Genomic DNA, 19172 nt, shown 5'->3' on the forward strand with positions numbered 1-19172 from the left:
GATTTTTCATACGGGACATCCCTGTCCCGATGAAAAACGGCGCGCATCCCTGCGCGCCGCCCTCCGGGTCTTCAATTGCCTTCGCTAGTGCCAAGCGACGCACAACAACCGCAACTGCAAAATCTTCACGGCAACGGCAACGGCAACGGCAACGGCAACGGCAACGGCAACGGCAAATCCCCCCTGGCCACCTTTTCCAAAGGGGGAAAGAGCAAAGGCGCGTCGTCGTGGTCGTGCGGCGGCTTACGGCGTCTGCAGCGGACGCGGCGGGGCGGTCGAACCACGCACCACCAGGATCGGGCTGAAGCCTTCGTTCGGCGGGACTTCCAGGGGCTGATCCACTTCGCGGCGCAGTTCGGCGATCAGGCGATACGCCGCGTGACGGGCGATCTCTTCGGTGGCCTGGCGCGCGGTGGTCAGGGTCGGCCACGACTGTTTCGAGAACGGACTGTCTTCGAAGCCGGCGATCGACAGGTCGTAGGGCACGTGCATGCCGCTCGACTTTGCCGCGGCCAACACGCCGGCGGCGATTTCGTCGTTGCTGCCGAAGATCGCGGTCGGGCGGTCGGGCAGGGCGAACAATCGCCGCGCGCCGCGGAAGCCGTCGTCGAAGGAGTAATCGCCCGGCAGCACCAGGTTCTCGTCTTCGGCGATGCCATAGTCGTTGAGCGCCTGGGCATAGCCCTTGTAGCGCTCCCAACTGGAACGGTGCGATTTGCCGCCCCACAGGAAACCGATGCGCTGGTGGCCGAGTTGGATCAGGTGTTCGGTGATGTCGTAGGCGGCGTCGCGGTCGTCGACCCAGACGCAGGGCGAACCGTCCTTCGGGTCTTCGGCGGCCGAAACGATGCGCACCAGGCGGATGCCGTGGGCGACCAGTTCGCTGACCAACTCCATGCGCTCGGACATCGGCGGCGCCAGCACCAGGCCGGCCAGGCGCGCGCCCTGGACCAGGTCGATCAGGTCGGCGGCGAGCAGCGGCGAGGACGAATCGCAGGGATGGATCTGCAGGCCGTAGCCGGTTTCGCGGCAGGCGGCCAGGACGCCGTTCTGCACGCTGATGATGTAGTACGGGTTCGGGTTGTCGTAGACCACGCCGAGCGCATACGGCTGCGCGCTGCGCAGGCTGCGCGCGGACGGGTCGGGGCGGTAGTCGAGTTCGGCGATCGCTTCGTGGACCCGGGCGCGGGTGCGGGCGCGCACGCCGGATTCGTCGTTGATCACGCGCGAGACGGTCTTCAGCGAGACCTGGGCCAGTTCGGCGACGTCTTTGATGGTGGGTCGGCGCACGGGGTTCTCGCGAGTCAGCGCAAAAACCGGCGCTGCTGCGCCGGATGAGGTCCTAGCCTACTCGCCGGGTCAGGGCTTGGGTACCACGGCCAGGGTCAGGCGCGAGATGCAGGCCAGCTTGCCGGCCTCGTCCTCGATGCGGATTTCCCAGACCTGGGTGCTGGCGCCGACGTGCACGGGACGCGCGGTGCCGGTGACGGTGCCGCTGCGCACGCCGCGGACGTGGTTGGCGTTGATCTCGATGCCGACGCACATCTTGCCTTCGGGCACGCTCAGGTTGGCCGCGCTGCTGCCCAGGGTCTCGGCGAGCAGGACCGAGGCGCCGCCGTGGAGCAGGCCGTAAGGCTGGTGGGTGCGGGCGTCGACCGGCATGGTGCCGCGGACGTAGTCCGGGCCGATTTCGGTGAAGACGATGCCGAGCGGTTCCATCGCGGTGTTGCGAGAGAGCCGGTTGAGGTCGGCGACGGTGTTGTGGCCGCGGAACGGGGAACGCGCGGCGGAGGGAGCGGTGTCGGAGGCATTCATCGCCTCACGATAGCGGCGATGCCGCGGTCGGACCAGTCGCGAGCGTCGGCTCGCAGGCGTTGCGGGCGTACATCGGATGCTGCGGTGAGGCGATGGAGCGGCGCTTGGGCAGTGCTTGGGCGATTGGCTCGGGGCGGTCGGGTGGCCCCGGCGTCCTCTAAAAAGCCCGGAACGGCGCGCGTTGAACAGTGGGGACTGTGCGCGCCGGTCCGGGTCGGAAAGAGGAGGGGGAGGTCACCGCGTTCGGCCGGCCCATGGACGAACGTCTGCGATCAGGCGAAGCGGAAGCGCGGCTGGACCCAGTTGCTGGCGTAGCTGCGGTTGCTGGCGTAGCCGCTGCTGTTGCCGTAGCCGACGCCGAAATCGCGCTGGCGGTGCTGGTGGCGGACGGTCGGGGCGGTCTGGACGGTGGCCGTAGCGGTCGTGGCGGTCGGGGAAACGGTGCGGGCGGTCTGGGCGTTCATGGCGGGCTTCCTGTGTCGTGGGGGGCTGTAGTGACTCGGTGTGTTGGTAAAGTACAACACCTAAACAATATTCGCTATGTGCTGGAAGTCATGCCCCGGTGTTTCGGGGCGCCCGGTGGGGGTTCCGGGCCCCGGCGGCTGGATGCAAGCGCCGGGATTGCTGATAGAGATGTGGCGAGGGGCGCGGAGGTTGCAATCGCGCACCTATGACTGAAGACCTATGCCAGGCGACGGATGTGACCGACCGAAGGGGACTGAAACCGGAGGGGAGATGTTTCTCTCCGAAGACGCGGGCCCCATCCCAGCTTTTTCGCTCATGCATACCCTCACCCCAACCCCTCTCCCGCAAGCGGGAGAGGGGCTTCGAGCGGATCGGTCGTGGGAGTGCGCCCTACCTCAACCCTCTTTCCGAGGTTTAGAGCGCAGCGGAAGAGGGCGCAGAGACAGCCGCTCTTCCTGTTTCCGCCTGCGTCGGTTACAGGAAGTGCAAGGCGAAGAAGCTTCCCTGCATGAGCAGGGACGCATGAGGACTTACGGCGCAACGTTGCCGCGTTGCGATCAAAGAATCGGAGCCAGCCCCGCGCCGAACGCAGTGAACATGCGCGTAGTGAGGCTTTTCACGCCGAGGTTGACCTCGGGGAAATCGCCGACCGGTTTGTAGCAGGCGCGGAAGCCCGGGTCGGTGCGGTACAGCGGGCTCGGGCAGTTCGGGCCGGGCACGAATTCGTAGCTGGTCGCGTAACGCACCGGCCACAGGTCGAACAGCGGCAGGTGTTCGGAGATCTTCGCGATCGAATACTCCAGTCCCGAGAACACCGGCGGTTTGTCGCGGCGCGCGATCACCCAGGAGTTGGCCGGGGCGATGTCGCGGCGGATGCTGTCGCCGAGCGCGCGGGCGAAGGCTTCGTCCTCGATCACCACCGCGCTCTCGGTGTTGTAGTGGTCGCCGCGCGGGTCGAAGTTGTGGGTGCCGATCACGCTGATGCGGTCGTCGATGACCATCGACTTGGCGTGCATGCCGATGCGCACGCCGGCGCGCTTGAGCGGCACCGGTTCGTTGCTGCGGCGGCGCGCATAGCGCGTGGCGACGTATTCGCGTTCGAGCGGCCGCCGGTACTGGTAGGGGTAGGCGACGCTGCTGCGGTCCTGGCGGCGCCAGCGCGCCGGCGGCGGCTGTTCGGGCAGACCCGGCAGACCGAGCGCGGGCAGGGTCGCGCCGGTCGCGGCGATGTCGATCGGCGCATCGGCCGGGAACGGTTTGTATTCGTAGATGTTGAAGCCGAACTCGCGCAGGTAGCGGCGCTTGTACTTGTACGACAGGGCGTAGGCGATGAAGGCGTCGGTCGCGGCGAGGCTGTTGGTGGAGACGATCACGCGCGGCGCGTCGGGGCGTTCGTGCAGGTCGCTGAATAATTTCTGCGCGGCCTTCGACAGCACCAGGTACGGCGTCTGCAGCATCACTTCCTTGCGCGAGTTCGCGATCAGGCCGCGCAGCGAGTCGGAGGCCAGGGCGCTGGCGTCGCTGTTCTCGCGATGCTTGTCGGGCGTATCGGAGATGTAGCGCACCTGCCCGACTTCGATGGCATGGTCGGCGACGCGCTCGCGCACGGTCTCGGCATTGGCGGCATCGTCGAGCATGGCCTGGGCGCGCTTGGGGCGCTCGAACTCGGTCTTCGGCAGGGCCGGCACGCCGTCGGAGATCAGGCGCCGGCCGACGTCGCTGAGGCGTTCGACGGGGACGCTGCGGCGGTCGTTCCAGAACAACTCGAAGTCGGTGCCCATCGCGTCGGCGACCGGGCCGGCGACGAGCACGTCGCGGTCGCGGAAGTTGTATTCGTCGTCCCAGTCGTAATAGTCGTCCTGGTAGTTGCGGCCGCCGGCGATGCCGACGCGGCCGTCGGCGAGCAGCAGCTTGGTGTGCATGCGCTGGTTCAGCCGGCGCCAGCAGCAGGCCGCGGCCAGCACGTACTGCGGGTAGGTGATGCGGGCACGGTGCAGCACCGGGTTGTAGAGCCGCACTTCCAGATTGACGTGGGCGCCGGACAGGGCGGCCAGGGTGTCGATGTGGCGCAGCGCCGCGAGTTGGTCCATCAGCAGGCGCACGCGCACGCCGCGGCGGGCGGCGGCGAGCAGTTCGTCGAGCACCAGCTTGCCGGCGTCGTCCTCGTCGTAGATGTAGGTCTGCAGGTCGAGGGTGCGGGTGGTGCTGCGGATCAGGTCGATGCGTGCGAGCAGGGCATCGGGGCCGCGGTCGAGGATCACCGCGTAGTGGCGCGGCTGCTCCGGGGTCGACGCGGCCAGGGCTTTGCTGCCCAGCTCGCGCAGCGGCGAAGGCTGCGCGCAGGCCTCGGCGGCGTCGCAGTCGATTTGGGTCGAGCGCGCCTGCGCGGCGATCTGGCTGGCGCGGTCGCGCTGCGCCGGGCTCAGCGTGGCGCAGGCCGACAACGATAGGACGAGCAGGGCCGTCAGGCCGCGCGGTACCGCATTCAACGGAAAGACTCCTTTCGTTCCGGAACCCGGCCGGGGTCGCCCGGGTGGCTTTCGCCGGAGCGCGCCTCGGCGGGCTTGGATTCGGGATGTTTGAACACGCCCGGCTTGAGCCGGACCTGCATGGTGAAACGAACCCGGTCGCCGAGTGCGAACTGCCAACCGTCGAGGCGGTAGTCGTAGCGGCTGACGCTGCCCTGGGCGATGGCGTCGCAGTCCTCGCCGGGACGGGCGCAGGCCGGCGCGCCGAGCACGAAGGTCTCCATGCGGCTGACCCCGTGCAGAGTCAGCTTGCCGCGCAGGGCGCCGCCGGTGCGCACCAGGTCGGGCGCGTGCGGTTCGGACAGGAATTCGATGTAGGGATACAGCGGGGCATTGAAGAAACGCTCGCCGCGGGCGAGGCGGGTGTAGCGCTCGGAATCGCCCAACTGCACCGCGGCGGTCGCCAGGCGGATCCGCACCTGGTGGCGGCCGTCGGCCAGGGTGGTGACCTCGCCGTCGTAACGCGGAAACACGCCGGCGACCTTCTGGCCCCAGCGCGTGCGCAGCTCGAAGCTGAAACGGGTGTGGTCGGGGTCGAAAACCTGGAACGTCGACTGCGCCCAGGCCGGGCAAGCGAACGCGGCCGCGAAGGCGGCGCCGGCGGCGACCCGACTGCGAAGGCGCCGCCAGCGCGACGGCGCCGGCCGCGCCGGGTTCACGGCCACCAAAAAGCGCTGAGCTGGGCCACTCCCGGTTCCAGTCCGGTGCCGACCGGCACGCTCAATACCGCGATCCCGCCCGGCGGCATGCCGCGGTAGTCGCCCGATTGGCCGCTGTGCAGCAGCGCGGCGAGGCGCTCCAGGCCGGGGTTGTGGCCGACCAGCATCAGCCGCTCGGCTTCGATGTGGGTGTCGGCCAGGCCGATCAGCGTACCGGGCGTCGCGTCGTAGACCGACGGCTCGATGCGTTGTTCGACATAGCCGATCGCGCCGAGCACGGCTTCCAGGGTCTCGCGCGTTCGTCGCGAGGGCGAGCACAGCACGCAGTCCGGGACCAGCTTGTTCTCGGCGAGCCAGCGGCCGGCGGCTTCGGCTTCGGCCAGGCCTTCGGCGGACAGGGGGCGGTCGAGGTCGGCCTGGCCTTGGGCGGCCGGCTCGGCGTGGGCGTGGCGGAGCAGGATCAATTCGCGCATGGAGTGGGCAGTTCTGGCGGCGGAGGTGAAAGCGGGGTCGGAAACGACAGGCGCGCGAAGGCTGGACGAATCGTTGCGACGTGCGAAGAGCGACGGTAGGAGGATGCCTGTCGGATCGGAATAAGGGTAGCGTCGGCGCCGACCGCGGCCGAGGCGGCGTGCCTTACTTGCGAATCCACTTCAGCAGCGGCTGCCAATCGGCCTGGTGTTCGCGGATCTGTGCGGAGTGGTAGTCGAACAGGCTCTTGCCGAGCGCGGTCATCACCACATAGGCCTGGCTGTCGCGGATCTGCCCGACCACCGGGTAGGGCCATTCGCGCAGCAGCTCGATGGCCTGCTGCGAGGCGTTGGTCCAGGGTTTGAGCTTGTTGCCTACCAGGCCGACGCGGAGCTGGCCGCGGCGCACCCGCGGGTGCTGGGCCAGGGTGTCGAGGAAGGGCACGGTCGCTTCGATATCGAGGGTCGAGGGCTGGATCGGCACCAGCACTGCGTCGGCGATCTCCAGGAAACTTTCCAGATCGTCGGCCATCGCGCCGGCCGGTGCGTCGATCACCGTGCGCTGGGCATCGTCGGGCAGGCTCTTGCGCCAGGCCTTGCGGCGGGTGCCGTCGAGCGGCAGGACCGCGCTTTCCAGGACCGAGCGGCGCTGCGCCCAGCGGGTCGAGGAACCCTGGGGATCGGCATCGATCAAGGCCGTACGCAGGCCATCGAGGGCCGCCTGGGCGGCAAGGTGGGTGGCGATCGTGGTCTTGCCGACGCCGCCCTTCGAACTGGCCACCAGCACGGTCTTCATGCGAGCTCCCTCCGGATGGAAACCGCAGCGTACACCGGGGGTGTGGCCGGGGCCATCACGGGGTGGTTCGATCACGCTGTGGAACGATCGGCGGCCGGGTGTCGGCTCGCGGCAGGCGGTCACGACCGCCGTGTGATCAACCCTGCTTCCGATTAGCTCAGGGTGACCCGCGCCCACAGCGGCAAGGTCAGCAGCGACAGCAGCAGGCCGTAGCCGACCATCGCCGCGGCCAGGCGCGGGGCGAGTTGGTGGGCGATGGCCAGGGCGCCGGCGGTGACCATCGGCGGCATCGCCGATTCGAGCACGGTGGTGCGGGCCATCTCGCCGTGCAGGCCGAGCAACGGCACCAGCGCCCAGGCCAGGGCCGGCATCAGCGCCAGCTTCAGGGCCAGCCCCGACAGCAGCGGCTTGAGCTCGTCGCGCGGCAGGGTCAGCTTCACCGACAGGCCGATGGTCAGCATTGCCAGCGGCAGCAGGGCGTCGGACAGGCGTTGCAGGCCGCCGGCGATCCAGCTCGGCGGTTCGGCCGGCATCACCGTGAAGCCGATCGACAAGGCCCACAGCGGCGGGAAGCGCACGATCCGGCGCAGCATGTCGGCGGCGCTGGGCCGCTGGTCGCCGCCGTAGCGCGCCAGCACCCACAGGCCGAAGGTCGACAGCATCAGGAAGGCGCCGAACTGGTCGTAGACCACTGCGTACGGCAGGGCGTGCTCGCCGATCAGGGCGCGGGTCAGCGGATAGCCGAGAAAGCTGGTGTTGCCGAGGGCGACGGTGAGCAGCAGCACCGCATGTTCGTCGCGGCGGAACTTCAGCCAGCGCGACAACGCGCCGACGCAGGGCACGGTCGCGGCCAGCAGCAGCCATGGCACCGCGGCGATGCCGAGCAGGGCCGGTTCCAGATGCAGGCGCGGCGCATAGCGCAACACCGCTGCCGGCAGGCAGACATACAGCACGACCAGGTTCAGCGTCTGCGCGGCGTTGTCGGGCAACACGCGCGAGCGCTGGAACAGGTAACCCAGCCCCAGCATGGCCAGGACCAGGGCGAAGGCGTCGAAAGCCATGGACGGGGATCGCGAACGTCGGGTGGTAGAGCATGGTCGCGGTTGCGCGGCGCGGCCTCAAGGCGGCTTTAGGCTTAGCGGCGCTCGAGGGGGCGGGCGGTTTGGAAGCGAAGCAAGAGCAAGTCCCCCTGGCCCCTTTTTCAAAGGGGGGAAGTGCCTCGGGTGGGAGTGCAAAGGCCCTGTGTTCGATGCGTCCTTGCTGCAGCGGCCCTGGCTGTTGCCCCCTTTGACAAAGGGGGCGAACGACCGCGCAGCGGGCGTGGGGGATTTGCGGTTGCCCGAGTTTTTCCGAGGCCGACCCATCCGCGCGCCGTATCATGTCGCGTCCACGGAAGAACGGCCCCATGAGCGAACTGCAAGACCTGACGGCGCTGATCCGCGCCAACACCGCATTGATCGTGATCGAGACCCGCGACGAGTCGCGGGTGATCGAGCTGTTCCGCCAGGTATTGATGAACGTGTGGCGGGCGCTGTACCGCTGGTCGATCACCGAAGGCCTGCGCCGGGTCGATTTCGACCGCGACGACGAAGAGACCGAGGTCGCTCCCGACATCTCCAACACTTTGCAGTCGATCCGCGACGCCGAACAGCGCGGCATCTACCTGATGTTCGATGCGCACCCCTACCTGGGCTACGCCAGCACTCAGCGCCAGCTGCGCGAGATCGTCCAGCGTCGCGGCTGCGAGCCGCATGTGCTGGTGCTGATCGGGCACAAGGTCGAGTTGCCGCCGGATCTGGAGTCGCTGGCGGTGCGCCATCAACCGAGCCTGCCGGACGCCAACGCCCTGCTCAAGTTGGTGCGCGAGGAAGCCGAGAACTACATGCGCGAGCACGGCGGGCGCCGAGTCGAGAGCGACGCCGACGTGGTCAAGCAGATCGTGCGCAACCTGCAGGGCCTGGACCCGGTCGATGCGCGCCGGATCGCGCGCCATCTGATCTTCCGCGACGGCGCGATCGGCCCGGACGACCTGCCGGAACTGGCCAAGCTCAAGTTCGAGCTGCTCAACCGTTCCGGCCACCTGCATTACGAATACGACAGTGCGCGCATGAGCGAAGTCGCCGGCGCGCGCCGGATCAAACGTTGGATCGAGCAACGCCGCGGCGTGTTCGTCAGCGGCGATGCGCCGCCCGGGCTGGACCCGCCCAAGGGCATTCTGTTGCTCGGCGTGCAGGGCTGCGGCAAGTCGATGATCGCCAAGGCGGTCGCGGCCGGCTTCGGCGTGCCGCTGGTGCGCCTGGATTTCGGCACCCTGTACGACAAGTTCCACGGCGAGACCGAGAAGAACCTGCGCGCAGCCTTGAGTTCGGCCGAGCAGTTGTCGCCGGCGGTGCTGTGGATCGACGAGATCGAGAAAGGCCTGGCCGGCGACGGCGGCGACAACGACGGCGGGGTGTCGCGGCGCGTGCTCGGTTATCTGTTGACCTGGATGGCCGAGCGCAAGTCGCGGCTGTTCCTGGTCGCCACCGCCAACCAGATCGAGGCCTTGCCGCCGGAACTGCTGCGTAAGGGCCGCTTCGACGAAATCTTCTTCGTCGACCTGCCGGTCGCGGAGGTGCGCGAGGAATTGTTCGCCAGCCATCTGCGCAAGCGCGCGCTGAAGCCGGAAGGTTTCGACCTGGTCGCGCTCGCCCAGGCCAGCGACGGCTTTTCCGGCGCCGAGATCGAGCAGGCCATCGTCGCGGCGATGTACGCCGCGCATGCGGCGAACACGCCCCTGGCGGATTTCCAGTTGCGCGCCGAGCTCAAGCAGACCCGGCCCTTGTCGGTGCTGATGGGCGAGCAGGTCACGGCGCTGCGCGAGTGGGCGCGCGGGCGCACGGTTGCGGCGGATTGAGGGCCGGCGACCGTAGGCGGCGGTCCTAGGCGCCCCGGGCTTTCACATACACCCAGGCCTTGCGTCCCGAGGCCAGGCTCTCCAGCACGCGCCGGTACTCGTCGACTTCGTAGGCATCGGCGTGGGCCAGTTCTTCGGCGCTGATCGCGAACACCATGCCTTCGACGCGGTCGTGCGGATCGCCGCTGGCTTCGACGATAGGGTGATAGGCCGCGCCGCTGGTGGCGACGACCTGTGCGTCTTCGATCTTCACCATCGTGCGGCGGTAACCGACCAGGGCATCGGCCTGGCCTTCGAGCAGGCGGCCGAAGGTGGCCTGCTGCACATCGGCTTGTTGCAGGGTGCCATAGGAAAACAGGGGCTCGGTGGTTGCGGGGGGCATGCGGACTCCGTTGCGCCGCCTTGCGGCGGCGCGGTGCAGAAGCTTATCCAGCGGCGAGCGTCGCCGATTCGCCGACGCTCGGCCAGCGCCGCGCCAGTTGCGCGGCGAACAACTCCGCCGCCGGGGGATACGCCGCGAAGTGCAGGAAGGGTTCGATGAACTCCAGTTCCATCAGGCGGAAGCCGTCGGCGGTCATCACCCCGTCCACGCGCACATAGGCCTGGTCGCGATAGCCCAACGCAGCCACGGCGTCGAGTGCGCGCCGGGCCGCGGCGAGAATCACCGGGTCGGGCTCGGTCAAGCTCGCGCTGCCGCCGAAATCGGTCTGCACGCGGTAGTCGCCGGCGTCGGGTTTCTTGAGCACGGCGTGGCTGTAGTGGCCGTCGAAAAACATCAGCGACCACTCGCCTTCGGCGACGATCTCGGCCATGAACGGTTGCACCAGGTAGTCGAGTTCGGGCGGCAGGGCCGCCAGGGCTTCGGCGAAGGCGGCCTCGCCGACCCGGCCGCGCACGGTATGCCAGGCGCCGCCGCTGACGGTGGGCTTGATCACCACTTCGCGTCCGGACATCGCCGCGACCGCGTCGGCGAGGGCGTCGCCGCGCGCCAACACGGTCGGGATGATCGCGACATCGCGGGCGGCGAGATCGAGCAAGTAGCGCTTGTTGCTGTTCCAACGCAGCAACGGCAGTTCGTTGGCGATCGGCAGACCGAGGGTTTCGATCTGGTCGTACCAGGCCAGGAAGTCGTCGTAGTGGCGGAAGTAGTCCCAGGTGGTGCGGACCAGGACGGCATCGAAGCGGGTCCAGTCCACGGCCGGGTCGTTCCAGACGCAGGCGACCGGCTCGATGCCGTGGCCGCGCAGGGCGTCGACGAGGCCGGCGTCGTCGGGATGGAACTCGGCGTAGACGGTCGAGGTGACCACGGCGAGCTGGAAGCCGTTCGGCGAGGCAGCGTGGGCGGCGCCGATCGCGGCACCGGGATGGATGTTCGCGTCGTCGGACGCGGTATGAGAAACGGGCATGACGCCTCCATGATCGGGAGGGCGCCCTTGTCTCGGCATCGCGGATCGAGCGTGGCGGAACGCGTCGGTTCCGTCGCAGCACCCCTCGGTCCGGACTGCGGACCGGCCCTGAGAGCGATCCGCAACTGGTGCGCGGCGCTGGTTCGACGCCGCGCGAATAGTGTTCGATAGCACAGTCGGCGCTGTCAATCGCGCGGCGATGCTTTTCGGGTAGGAGCGGCGCGAGCCGCGACCTGCGCAGCCGCGTGCGCCGACGCGGTCGCGGCTTGNGCTCCTGCCCTGAAGCCGCGGGGCTTTTGTAGGAGCGGCGTGAGCCGCGACTGCGTGGGCTCATGTCGCTGCGCATGTCGCGACTTACGTCGCTCCTACATTCCGAGCCCGAAGCGGTTCGCTCAGTAGCCCGCGGCCTGGCCGTCCTTGCGCGATTCGCTGGCGCCGACGTAGCCGCCGTGGGGATTGACCATGATCGCCTGGTAGCCGCCGTAAGGGCCGTGGGCGAAGCGCACGCTGTGGCCGCGGCGCATCAGCTCGCGCACGGTTTCGTAGGCGAAGCCGGTCTCCAGGTCGAGTTCGCCGCCGTCGCTCATGACCGTGGCCTGGCCGGCCGGTTCGGTGGAACCGTCGTGCTGCAGGCGCGGGGCGTCGCCGGCTTCCTGCAGGTTCATGCCGAAGTCGATCAGGTTGATGACGATCTGGGCATGGCCCTGCGGCTGCATCGCCCCGCCCATCACCCCGAACGACAGCCAGGGCTTGCCGTCCTTGGTCACGAAGGCGGGAATGATGGTGTGGAACGGGCGCTTGCCCGGCGCGAACGAATTGGGGTGGCCTTCCTTGAGCACGAACTGCTCGCCGCGGTCCTGGAAGATGAAGCCCAGGCCCGGCGGCGCCATGCCGCTGCCCATGCCGCGGTAGTTGGACTGGATCAGCGAGACCATCATGCCGTCGGCATCGGCGACGGTCATGTAGATGGTGTCGCCTTCGTCGAGCTCCTTCGGCGTCGCCGGCTGCACTTCGCGCAAGGCCTTGTCCATCGAGATCAGCTTGCGCCGCTGCGCGGCGTAGTCCTTGGAGATCAATTTCGCGACCGGCGATTTCGAGAACCCCGGGTCGGCGTACCAGCGCGCGCGGTCGGCGAAGGCGAGCTTCTTGGCCTCGGTGAACAGATGCAGGTGCTCGACGCTGCCGAAGCCGTAGGACTTCAGGTCGTAGGGTTCGAGCAGGTTGAGGATCTGCAGCGCGGCGATGCCCTGGCCGTTCGGCGGCAGTTCCCAGACGTCGTAGCCGCGGTAGTTGGTGCTGACTGGTTCCACCCATTCGCCGCGATGGGCGGCGAGGTCGTCGTAACTCAGGAAACCGTCGTTGGCCTTGAAGTAGGCATCGATGGTGCGGGCGATCTCGCCCTTGTAGAACGCATCGCGCCCGCTCTTCGCGATCTGCTCCAGGGTGTTGGCGAGGTTCGGGTTCTTCCACATCTCGCCGGTGCGCGGGGCGCGGCCGTCGATGGTGAACTGCTCCTTGAAGCCCGGCCACTTCGACAGACGCGGCACCGAGGCGTTCCAGTAGTAGGCGATGACCTCGTGCACCGGGTGGCCGTCGCGCGCATACCGGATCGCCGGCGCCAGGTTCTCGGCCATCGGCTTGCGGCCGAAGCGTTCGTGCAGGGCGAACCAGCCGTCGACCGTGCCGGGCACGGTGACCGGCAGCGGGCCGTGCGGCGGAATGTCCTTGAGCCCGCGCTTTTGGAACTCGGCCAGGGTCAGCGACTTGGGCGAACGGCCCGAGCCGTTGTAGCCGTAGAGCTTTTGGGTCTTCGGGTCCCACACGATCGCGAACAGATCGCCGCCGATGCCGTTGCCGGTCGGCTCCATCAGGCCGAGCGCGGCGTTGGCGGCGATGGCGGCATCCACCGCGCTGCCGCCGGCCTTCATCACGTCGAGCGCGATTTGGGTGGTCAGCGGGTGCGAGGTCGCGGCGATCGCGTGCGGGGCGTAGACCTCGCTGCGGGTGGCGAAGGCCTTGCCGCTGATGCGGTCGGCGGCGGGGGCGGACAGCGGCAGGCCGAGCGCGCAGGCCAGGGCGAGCAGCGCCAGGCCGCGGCGGGGCGCGGTGATCGGTCGGGACATGCGGTGCCTCTCCAGGTGAACCCCGACCATAACGCAGCCCGGCGACCGCGCGCCTGGGCCGAAGGTTGACCTCCCTCCCGCTCCCGTTCCTGCTTTGCTCCCCGATTCCCGATTCCCGATTCCCGATTCCCGATTCCCGATTCCCGATTCCCGATTCCCGACTCCCGACTCCCGACTCCCGACTCCCGACTCCCGAACCCTAGGGTCAACCCTAGCTCGGGCGCGTACCAGCTGTTTCTGCACAATCCGCGTCCATACGCTGCGTTCAAGTACCCAGGGGGTGGCCGCGATGAGCTTTCCAGAGTTCGACAGTGCGTTCCGTTTCGCCCAGTTGCCGAATCTGATCGATCACCTGCTGCACCCGCAGCCGTCCTCGCAACCCCTGCCGCAGGACACCGCACCACCGCTGACCCTGGCGAGCGCACCGGTCGAGCTGCCGTATTCGCCGCACGCGCCGGTCGACACCGCCGCGCAGGAGCCCTTCAGCGAGCAGCTCTACGGCCAGCAGCCGCAGAGGGCCATCGACACCTCGCTGGCCGAGCTGTCGAGCGACGTCTACAAGACCGACGGCGCCGGTACCGCCGGCTGGACCCGGCTCACCCCCGAGCAACTGCTCGACCTCAAGGGCCCGGACGGCAAGCCGGCCGGCATCGACCCGGCCTCGCTGGAGACCGAGGGCACCGGCTTCCGCGCCGCGGTCTACACCAACAACAACGGCCAGTACGTGGTCGCCTTCGCCGGCACCAACGGCTTCAGCCCGTTCGGCGACGGCGACATCGCGAACGACGTCGGCCAGGGCCTGGGCTTCGAGACCAGTCAGTACAAGCAGGCGGTCGCCCTGGCGAAGGAAGCCGAGGCTGCGTTCGGCGACAACGTCGTGTTCACCGGCCACTCGCTCGGCGGCGGCCTGGCCTCGACCGCGGCGCTGGCCACCGGCAACACCGCGGTGACCTTCAACGCCGCCGGTCTCAGCAACGACACCTTGCGCGACCTCGGCTTCAGCCCGCACGACGCGCGCTCGCAGGCCGAGGACGGCCAGATCCGTCGCTACAACGTCGACGGCGACCCGCTGACCGGCGTGCAGCAGAGCGTCGAGGTGCTCAACGGCACACCCGATGCGGTCGGTTACGAGCTCAACCTCAAGCATCCGGAAGGCTGGCCGAACGTGCTCAGCGCGCACGGCGCCGCGACCGTGATCGAGGCGATGAAGACCCAGACCCCGACGCCGACCGAGAGCATCGAAGGCGACGAACTCGGGGTCCTCGACCGCATGGCCGAGACCGGTTCGGAAACCGCGATCGACCTGCTGGGCGACGGCGCCCAGGAACTGATCGACCTCGGCGTCGACGCCTTCAACGTCGGCTACGATTTCGGCGGCGACCTCGACGGCGTGATCAACAACGAATACGCCGACGGCCGCTACATCGACGGCACCCTCAAGCTCACCGGCGACCTCGCCGAGGGCACCTTGAATCTGGCTGGCGACGTCGGCCGCGGCGGCTTCAACCTGGTCGGCGACGTCGCCGAAGGCAGCGGCGAACTTGCCGGCGGCCTGATCCGCGACCTCGGCGAATACGTCGGCCTCAAGGATGCCGGCGACACTCTCGGCGGCTGGATCGAGGACGGCGGCCAGATCCTCGGCGATGTCGCCGAAGGCGCCGGCGAGCTGACCGAGATCGTGTTCGATGGCCTGGGCACCGCGACCGAGGCCACCCTCGACTTCGCCGGCGATGTCGCCGAAGGCACGGCCAAGGTCCTCGACGACGTCGGCAGCTTCCTCAATCCCTTCGACTGAGGCGCGGACGCGAGCGTGGCGACGGCGTGGGCGCGCCCACGGCGGCGGGCTGCGTGGTCGCGTCTGCCCGTGAACGGCACCGCCTTCTCTTATCCGCCGGCGCGGCTGCGTTACGATCCGGCCATCCGACCACGGTCGTCTTCCAGAGCAGGCGCCTCGTCATGAACTTTCCGCATCTGAACCCGCGCGGCGCGGCCTCGCGCGTGATGGCCGCCGCCATCGTGCTTATGCTGTCGGTCTGCACGGCGTGTGCAGGCCCGGGAAACCGATCGATGCAAGCCAGCGAAGTCTTCCCCGACGTGCGCAGCGCCGAACTGGCCGAGGCCGCGGCGGACGGTAATGCCGCGCGCGTGCGCGAGCTCGCCGCCGCCGGCGCCAACCCGAACGCGCGCGGCGCCAAGGGCACCACCCCGTTGCAGTGGGCGCTGTATCACCACAGCAGCGCCGGCCTGGAGGCCTTGCTGGGCGTCGGCGCCGACCCGGCGGTCGGCAGCGACGACGGCATGACCGTGATGCACCTGGCGGCGATGGCCAACGACCCGCGTTACCTGCGGGTGCTGCTGGATCGCGGCGCCAACCCGGACACCCCGAACACCGTCACTCAGGCCACCCCGCTCGCGGCGGCGCTGATGGGCGAGCGCGCCGACAACTTCAAGGCCCTGCTCGCCGCCGGCGCCAAGCCCGACCTGGCCGACCGCATGGGCAACACCCCGTTGCACCAGGCCGCCAAGGTCAACGAATTCGGCCATGCCCTGACCTTGTTGCAGGCCGGCGCGAGCCCGAACGCCCGCAACGTGCAGGGCGCGAGTTTTCAGCGTTTCATGTTCATGACCCCAGAGAAGGTCCTCAACGGCCAGACCCGCCGCGAGCGCGAAGCGGTGATCGAATGGCTGCGCGAGCACCAAATCCCGATCGAGGATGCGCAGGCGAAGTAGGGCGTTGGGGTAACAGCAACAGTAACGGCAACAGCAACAGCAACAGCAACAGCAACAGCAAATCCCCCGCGCTGTAGACACGAGCGACCCCGGCGCTGCGCCGGGCGCCACCCCCTTTGTCAAAGGGGGCGAATCAACACGCTTGTTCGGAAGGTCTTGAGGCGATCGTCGCTGCCGGTGCAACGGCAACGGCAAATCCCCTGCGCTGTAGGCACGAGAGACTTCGGCGTTGCGCCGGGCGCGGCCCCTTTGTCAAAGGGGCGAGTCAACACGCTTGGTCGAAAGGTGTAGAGGCGATCGTCGCTGCGGCTGCGCCTATCGCTGCCGCCGCCCGCGCCGCACCCTCCGCAACTGCCGCTCCCCCCCTTTGGAAAAGGGGGGCAGGAGGGGTGCTCTTGGCGTTCTCATCCGGCCCAGCACCACGCTCGATTCAGCGCGGCAGTCGCCGCAAACGCTCGAGCGCGGTTTCCAATTCGCTGAGCACCGCCAGCAACGATGCCCAGTCTTCGTTGTGCGCGGCCTGCTCGACGGCCTGCGCGGCCTCGCCGAGTTCGTGGGCTCCGATGAGGGCCGCGGCGCCCTTGATGCGATGGGCCTGACGGCGCACGCCGGCGAGGTCGCCTTGCGTGCGCGCATTCTGCAACTCGGCCAGGTCTTGGCGAGTGACGACGAGGAAGTCGTCGAGCACCTCGGCGGTATCGCTGCCGCTGTCGCTCAGCAGGTGCTGCAGCACCTCGCCGTCGAGTACGCGTGCGCGTTCGTCGCTCGCCAGCGCCGGCGAGGTGCCCGGCGGCGGCACGGTGTGCGGCAACCAGCGCTGCAGGGTGGCGGCCAGGCGCGCGACCGCGACCGGCTTGACCAGGTAGTCGTCCATGCCTGCGGCCTGGCAGGCCTCGGCTTCGCCTTTCAAGGCCGACGCGGTCAGGGCGACGATCGGGGTGCGCGGCAGGCCGTCGCGCGTTTCCTGTTCGCGCACCGCGCGAGCCAAGCCGTAGCCGTCCAGGCCGGGCATGTGCACGTCCGACAGCAGCAGGGCATAGCGCCCGCTGCGCCAGCGCTGCAGACCTTCCTGGCCGCTGCTGGCGGCTTCGCTGGCATACCCGGCGAGGGCGAGCTGGCGCGCGATCACCAACCGGTTGGTCGGGTGGTCGTCGATCAGCAGGATCAGGCTGCGTTCGCGCTCGGCGGTGGCGAGGTCGGGCAGCGGACGCGCGACCAGTGCCGTCGCCTCGGCATCGCCGACGGTCGAGGCACGCAGTTCCGAAACCGGCGCCCGCGCCAGGGCGACGCGCAAGCGCATGCTCGTGCCAACGCCGGGCGCGCTTTCCATCGTCACATCGCCGCCCATCAGTACCGCCAGGCGCCGGCAGATCGCCAGGCCGAGGCCGGTGCCGCCGTAGCGGCGGGTGGTGTCGCCGTCGGCCTGACTGAAAGGTTCGAACAAACGCTGTTGTTGCTCGGCGCTGACGCCGATGCCAGTGTCGCTGACGCGCAGACACAAGGCATCGCGGGCTTCGTCGTCGCCGTCGGCGGGGACCGGACCGAGGTATTCGAGCGCGACCTCGATGCTGCCGCGCTCGGTGAACTTGACCGCGTTGGAGAGGAAATTGCCGAGGATCTGGCGCAGGCGCAGGGCGTCGGCGTAGTGCGCCGGGGCGATGCCGGCGTCGATCCGGCAGCTCAGGGTCACGCCGCGGCTGGCGGCGGCGCCGACGAAGCCGGCCATCGTGCTGCGCACCAGCGCCGGCAGGTCGACCGCCTCGGTGACGATCTCCAGGCGTCCGGCTTCGATCTTGGAGAAGTCGAGGATGCCGCCGATGATTTGCAGCAGCGATTGCGACGACTGCTCGATCACGTCGAGGGCGCGGCGTTGCTCGGCGTCCAGGCGCGAATGCGCGAGCACCTCGATCATGCCGGTGACGCCGATCATCGGGGTGCGGATCTCGTGGCTCATCGCCGCCAGGAACGAGGACTTGGCGCGGTTGGCGTCCTGGGCGCGCGCTTCGCTGGCGCGCAGTTCGCGTTCGAGCCGCTTGAGCGCGCTCAGGTCGGCGGCGATCAGCAGCAGGCCCGGTGCGTCTTCGTCTTCGTGGGTGGCCGACACTGCGACCAGCGCCGGCACCCAGGTGCCGTTGCGGTGGCGCAGGCGGGTTTCGCGCGGCGCGGCGTTGGCCAGGGCGAGCTCGCGCAAGGCGGTCCAGTCGGCGCGTACGCTTTGGCCGGTCTGCGCGCTCAACTCGCTCGCCAAGGCCTGTAAGGCGCGCGGTTCGAACACGGTGTGCAGGCGTTCGTGGCCGATCACCTCCCGCGCGCTGACCCCGAGCAGGCGTTCGGCGAAGGGATTGACCAGGGTCAGGCAGCCCTCGCCGTCGACGGCGAGGATGGCGATCTGCGCCGAATCCAACAGCGAACGCTGGAAGCGCTCGCGCTGCTCGAGTTCTGCGCGGGTGCGTTCGTTGCGGATCAACTGCCCGGTCAGTTCGGTCTCGAAGCCGAGCACGTCGCGGCGCATGTCGATGAAGGCCTGCATGACCGCGCCGAGTTCGCCGGCCGGCAGCTCGCCGGGCTCGGCGGTGTAGTCGTGCTCGCGCATGCGCCGCGCCAGCCAGGTCAGGCGGTCGATGCCGCGCGAGGCGTTGCGCAGGATGCGCCGGCCGATCAGCGCCGCGGTGGCCAGGGCGAACAACGACAAAGCGATTCGGATCAGGCTGACCCGCTCGCTGCGGACGATGTCGGCGCGCACCACGCTGTCGGCCTGGACCAGCTTGAGGTCGGACAGCAGTTGCAGGCGTTGGGTCAGCGGGTCGACCGCCGGGTACAGGCGTTTGTCGGCGAATTGGCCCAGTGCGCGGATGTCGCGATGGCGCAGGATCGCGCGCAGCTCGGCCGCGGCGGCGTCGGCGGTGCGGCGGGCCTGGGCGGCGGCGTGCAACTGCGCGCGCTCCTCGGCCGAATGCGGCAAGGCCTGCAGGCGCGGCCAGGCCTGGTCGACGCGGCGCTGGGCGCTGTCGACGCGTTGCAGGCCTTCGTCCCAGTCGACCAGGTAGTTGCGCACGCGGAACGTGGTGTCGACCACGTCCAGGCCGTAGCCGTCGGACACGGTCTTGATCAGGCGCAGGCCGAGCAGGGCGTCGTCCTGCAAGGTCTGCAGGGTGCGGCGCGCGCGGTATTGCTCGATCTCGTCGATCACCAGCACGCTGGCGCCGGTGAGCAGGAACAGGCCGAACAGCCCCCACAACTGGTGGCGGATGCTGAAGCGGTCGAGCCAGGCGAACACCGCGCGC

The 19172-nt window shown here is 68.9% G+C and carries 15 protein-coding genes and 1 riboswitch; of the genes, 3 read left to right on the forward strand and 12 right to left on the reverse strand.

Annotation, left to right across the window (positions count from 1 at the left end; genetic code table 11):
* Positions 1 to 243: 243 nt before the first annotated feature.
* The 8 genes from ACTJJK_RS18195 to ACTJJK_RS18230 all read right to left on the reverse strand — a co-directional run bounded on the left by ACTJJK_RS18195 (position 244) and on the right by ACTJJK_RS18230 (position 7794).
* Positions 244 to 1290: a LacI family DNA-binding transcriptional regulator gene (locus ACTJJK_RS18195; RefSeq protein WP_031373094.1), complete on the reverse strand. Its 1047-nt coding sequence runs from the start codon at positions 1288 to 1290 to the stop codon at positions 244 to 246.
* Between the two features lie 69 nt (positions 1291 to 1359).
* Positions 1360 to 1719, reverse strand: coding sequence for a hotdog fold thioesterase (locus tag ACTJJK_RS18200; protein ID WP_408953896.1), 360 nt, complete (start codon positions 1717 to 1719; stop codon positions 1360 to 1362).
* Between the two features lie 368 nt (positions 1720 to 2087).
* The gene (locus ACTJJK_RS18205) at positions 2088 to 2279 is read right to left on the reverse strand and encodes a hypothetical protein (protein WP_031373096.1); all 192 of its coding nucleotides are present in this window, start codon (positions 2277 to 2279) and stop codon (positions 2088 to 2090) included.
* A 558-nt stretch (positions 2280 to 2837) separates the two neighbouring features.
* The gene (locus tag ACTJJK_RS18210; protein WP_440730883.1) at positions 2838 to 4769 is read right to left on the reverse strand and encodes a phospholipase D family protein; all 1932 of its coding nucleotides are present in this window, start codon (positions 4767 to 4769) and stop codon (positions 2838 to 2840) included.
* A complete protein-coding gene (locus ACTJJK_RS18215) occupies positions 4766 to 5473 on the reverse strand; it encodes a YceI family protein (RefSeq protein WP_161786138.1) in 708 nt (235 codons plus the stop codon). Before ACTJJK_RS18215 ends, ACTJJK_RS18210 begins: the two co-directional genes overlap by 4 nt.
* Positions 5464 to 5940 (reverse strand): SixA phosphatase family protein, encoded by a 477-nt coding sequence (locus ACTJJK_RS18220; protein WP_031373099.1) that lies wholly within the window; start codon positions 5938 to 5940, stop codon positions 5464 to 5466. Before ACTJJK_RS18220 ends, ACTJJK_RS18215 begins: the two co-directional genes overlap by 10 nt.
* Positions 5941 to 6103: 163 nt before the next feature.
* Positions 6104 to 6733: a ParA family protein gene (locus ACTJJK_RS18225; RefSeq protein ID WP_031373100.1), complete on the reverse strand. Its 630-nt coding sequence runs from the start codon at positions 6731 to 6733 to the stop codon at positions 6104 to 6106.
* 152 nt (positions 6734 to 6885) lie between these two features.
* Positions 6886 to 7794, reverse strand: a complete 909-nt coding sequence (locus tag ACTJJK_RS18230) for an AEC family transporter (RefSeq protein WP_440730884.1) — start codon at positions 7792 to 7794, stop codon at positions 6886 to 6888.
* A gap of 344 nt (positions 7795 to 8138) precedes the next feature.
* On the opposite strand from ACTJJK_RS18230, the gene ACTJJK_RS18235 reads away from it, so the two are divergent.
* Positions 8139 to 9629 carry an AAA family ATPase gene (locus ACTJJK_RS18235; protein ID WP_440730885.1) on the forward strand — a complete coding sequence of 497 codons (1491 nt, stop codon included), beginning with the start codon at positions 8139 to 8141 and terminating at the stop codon, positions 9627 to 9629.
* Positions 9630 to 9654: 25 nt separating this feature from the next.
* Here ACTJJK_RS18235 and ACTJJK_RS18240 read toward each other — a convergent pair whose 3' ends face one another.
* From ACTJJK_RS18240 to ggt, 3 genes are all read right to left on the reverse strand, one after another.
* Positions 9655 to 10011 (reverse strand): gamma-glutamylcyclotransferase family protein, encoded by a 357-nt coding sequence (locus ACTJJK_RS18240; RefSeq protein WP_440730886.1) that lies wholly within the window; start codon positions 10009 to 10011, stop codon positions 9655 to 9657.
* A gap of 43 nt (positions 10012 to 10054) precedes the next feature.
* The gene (locus tag ACTJJK_RS18245; RefSeq protein WP_440730887.1) at positions 10055 to 11035 is read right to left on the reverse strand and encodes an ATP-grasp domain-containing protein; all 981 of its coding nucleotides are present in this window, start codon (positions 11033 to 11035) and stop codon (positions 10055 to 10057) included.
* A gap of 12 nt (positions 11036 to 11047) precedes the next feature.
* A riboswitch (S-adenosyl-L-homocysteine riboswitch) is annotated at positions 11048 to 11128 on the reverse strand.
* 299 nt (positions 11129 to 11427) lie between these two features.
* Positions 11428 to 13158: a gamma-glutamyltransferase gene (gene ggt, locus ACTJJK_RS18250; RefSeq protein ID WP_440730888.1), complete on the reverse strand. Its 1731-nt coding sequence runs from the start codon at positions 13156 to 13158 to the stop codon at positions 11428 to 11430.
* Between the two features lie 289 nt (positions 13159 to 13447).
* Between ggt and ACTJJK_RS18255 the strand changes: the two genes are divergently transcribed.
* Together ACTJJK_RS18255 and ACTJJK_RS18260 are read left to right on the forward strand one after the other, a co-directional pair.
* Positions 13448 to 14953, forward strand: a complete 1506-nt coding sequence (locus ACTJJK_RS18255) for a hypothetical protein (RefSeq protein ID WP_440730889.1) — start codon at positions 13448 to 13450, stop codon at positions 14951 to 14953.
* A 161-nt stretch (positions 14954 to 15114) separates the two neighbouring features.
* Positions 15115 to 15888: an ankyrin repeat domain-containing protein gene (locus ACTJJK_RS18260; RefSeq protein ID WP_440730890.1), complete on the forward strand. Its 774-nt coding sequence runs from the start codon at positions 15115 to 15117 to the stop codon at positions 15886 to 15888.
* 430 nt (positions 15889 to 16318) lie between these two features.
* On the opposite strand, the gene ACTJJK_RS18265 is transcribed toward ACTJJK_RS18260, so the two are convergent.
* Positions 16319 to 19165: an ATP-binding protein gene (locus ACTJJK_RS18265; protein WP_440730891.1), complete on the reverse strand. Its 2847-nt coding sequence runs from the start codon at positions 19163 to 19165 to the stop codon at positions 16319 to 16321.
* Positions 19166 to 19172: the final 7 nt, after the last annotated feature.

The organism is Lysobacter sp. 22409 (assembly GCF_052045105.1).
Taxonomy (GTDB): Bacteria; Pseudomonadota; Gammaproteobacteria; order Xanthomonadales; family Xanthomonadaceae; genus Lysobacter; species Lysobacter antibioticus_B.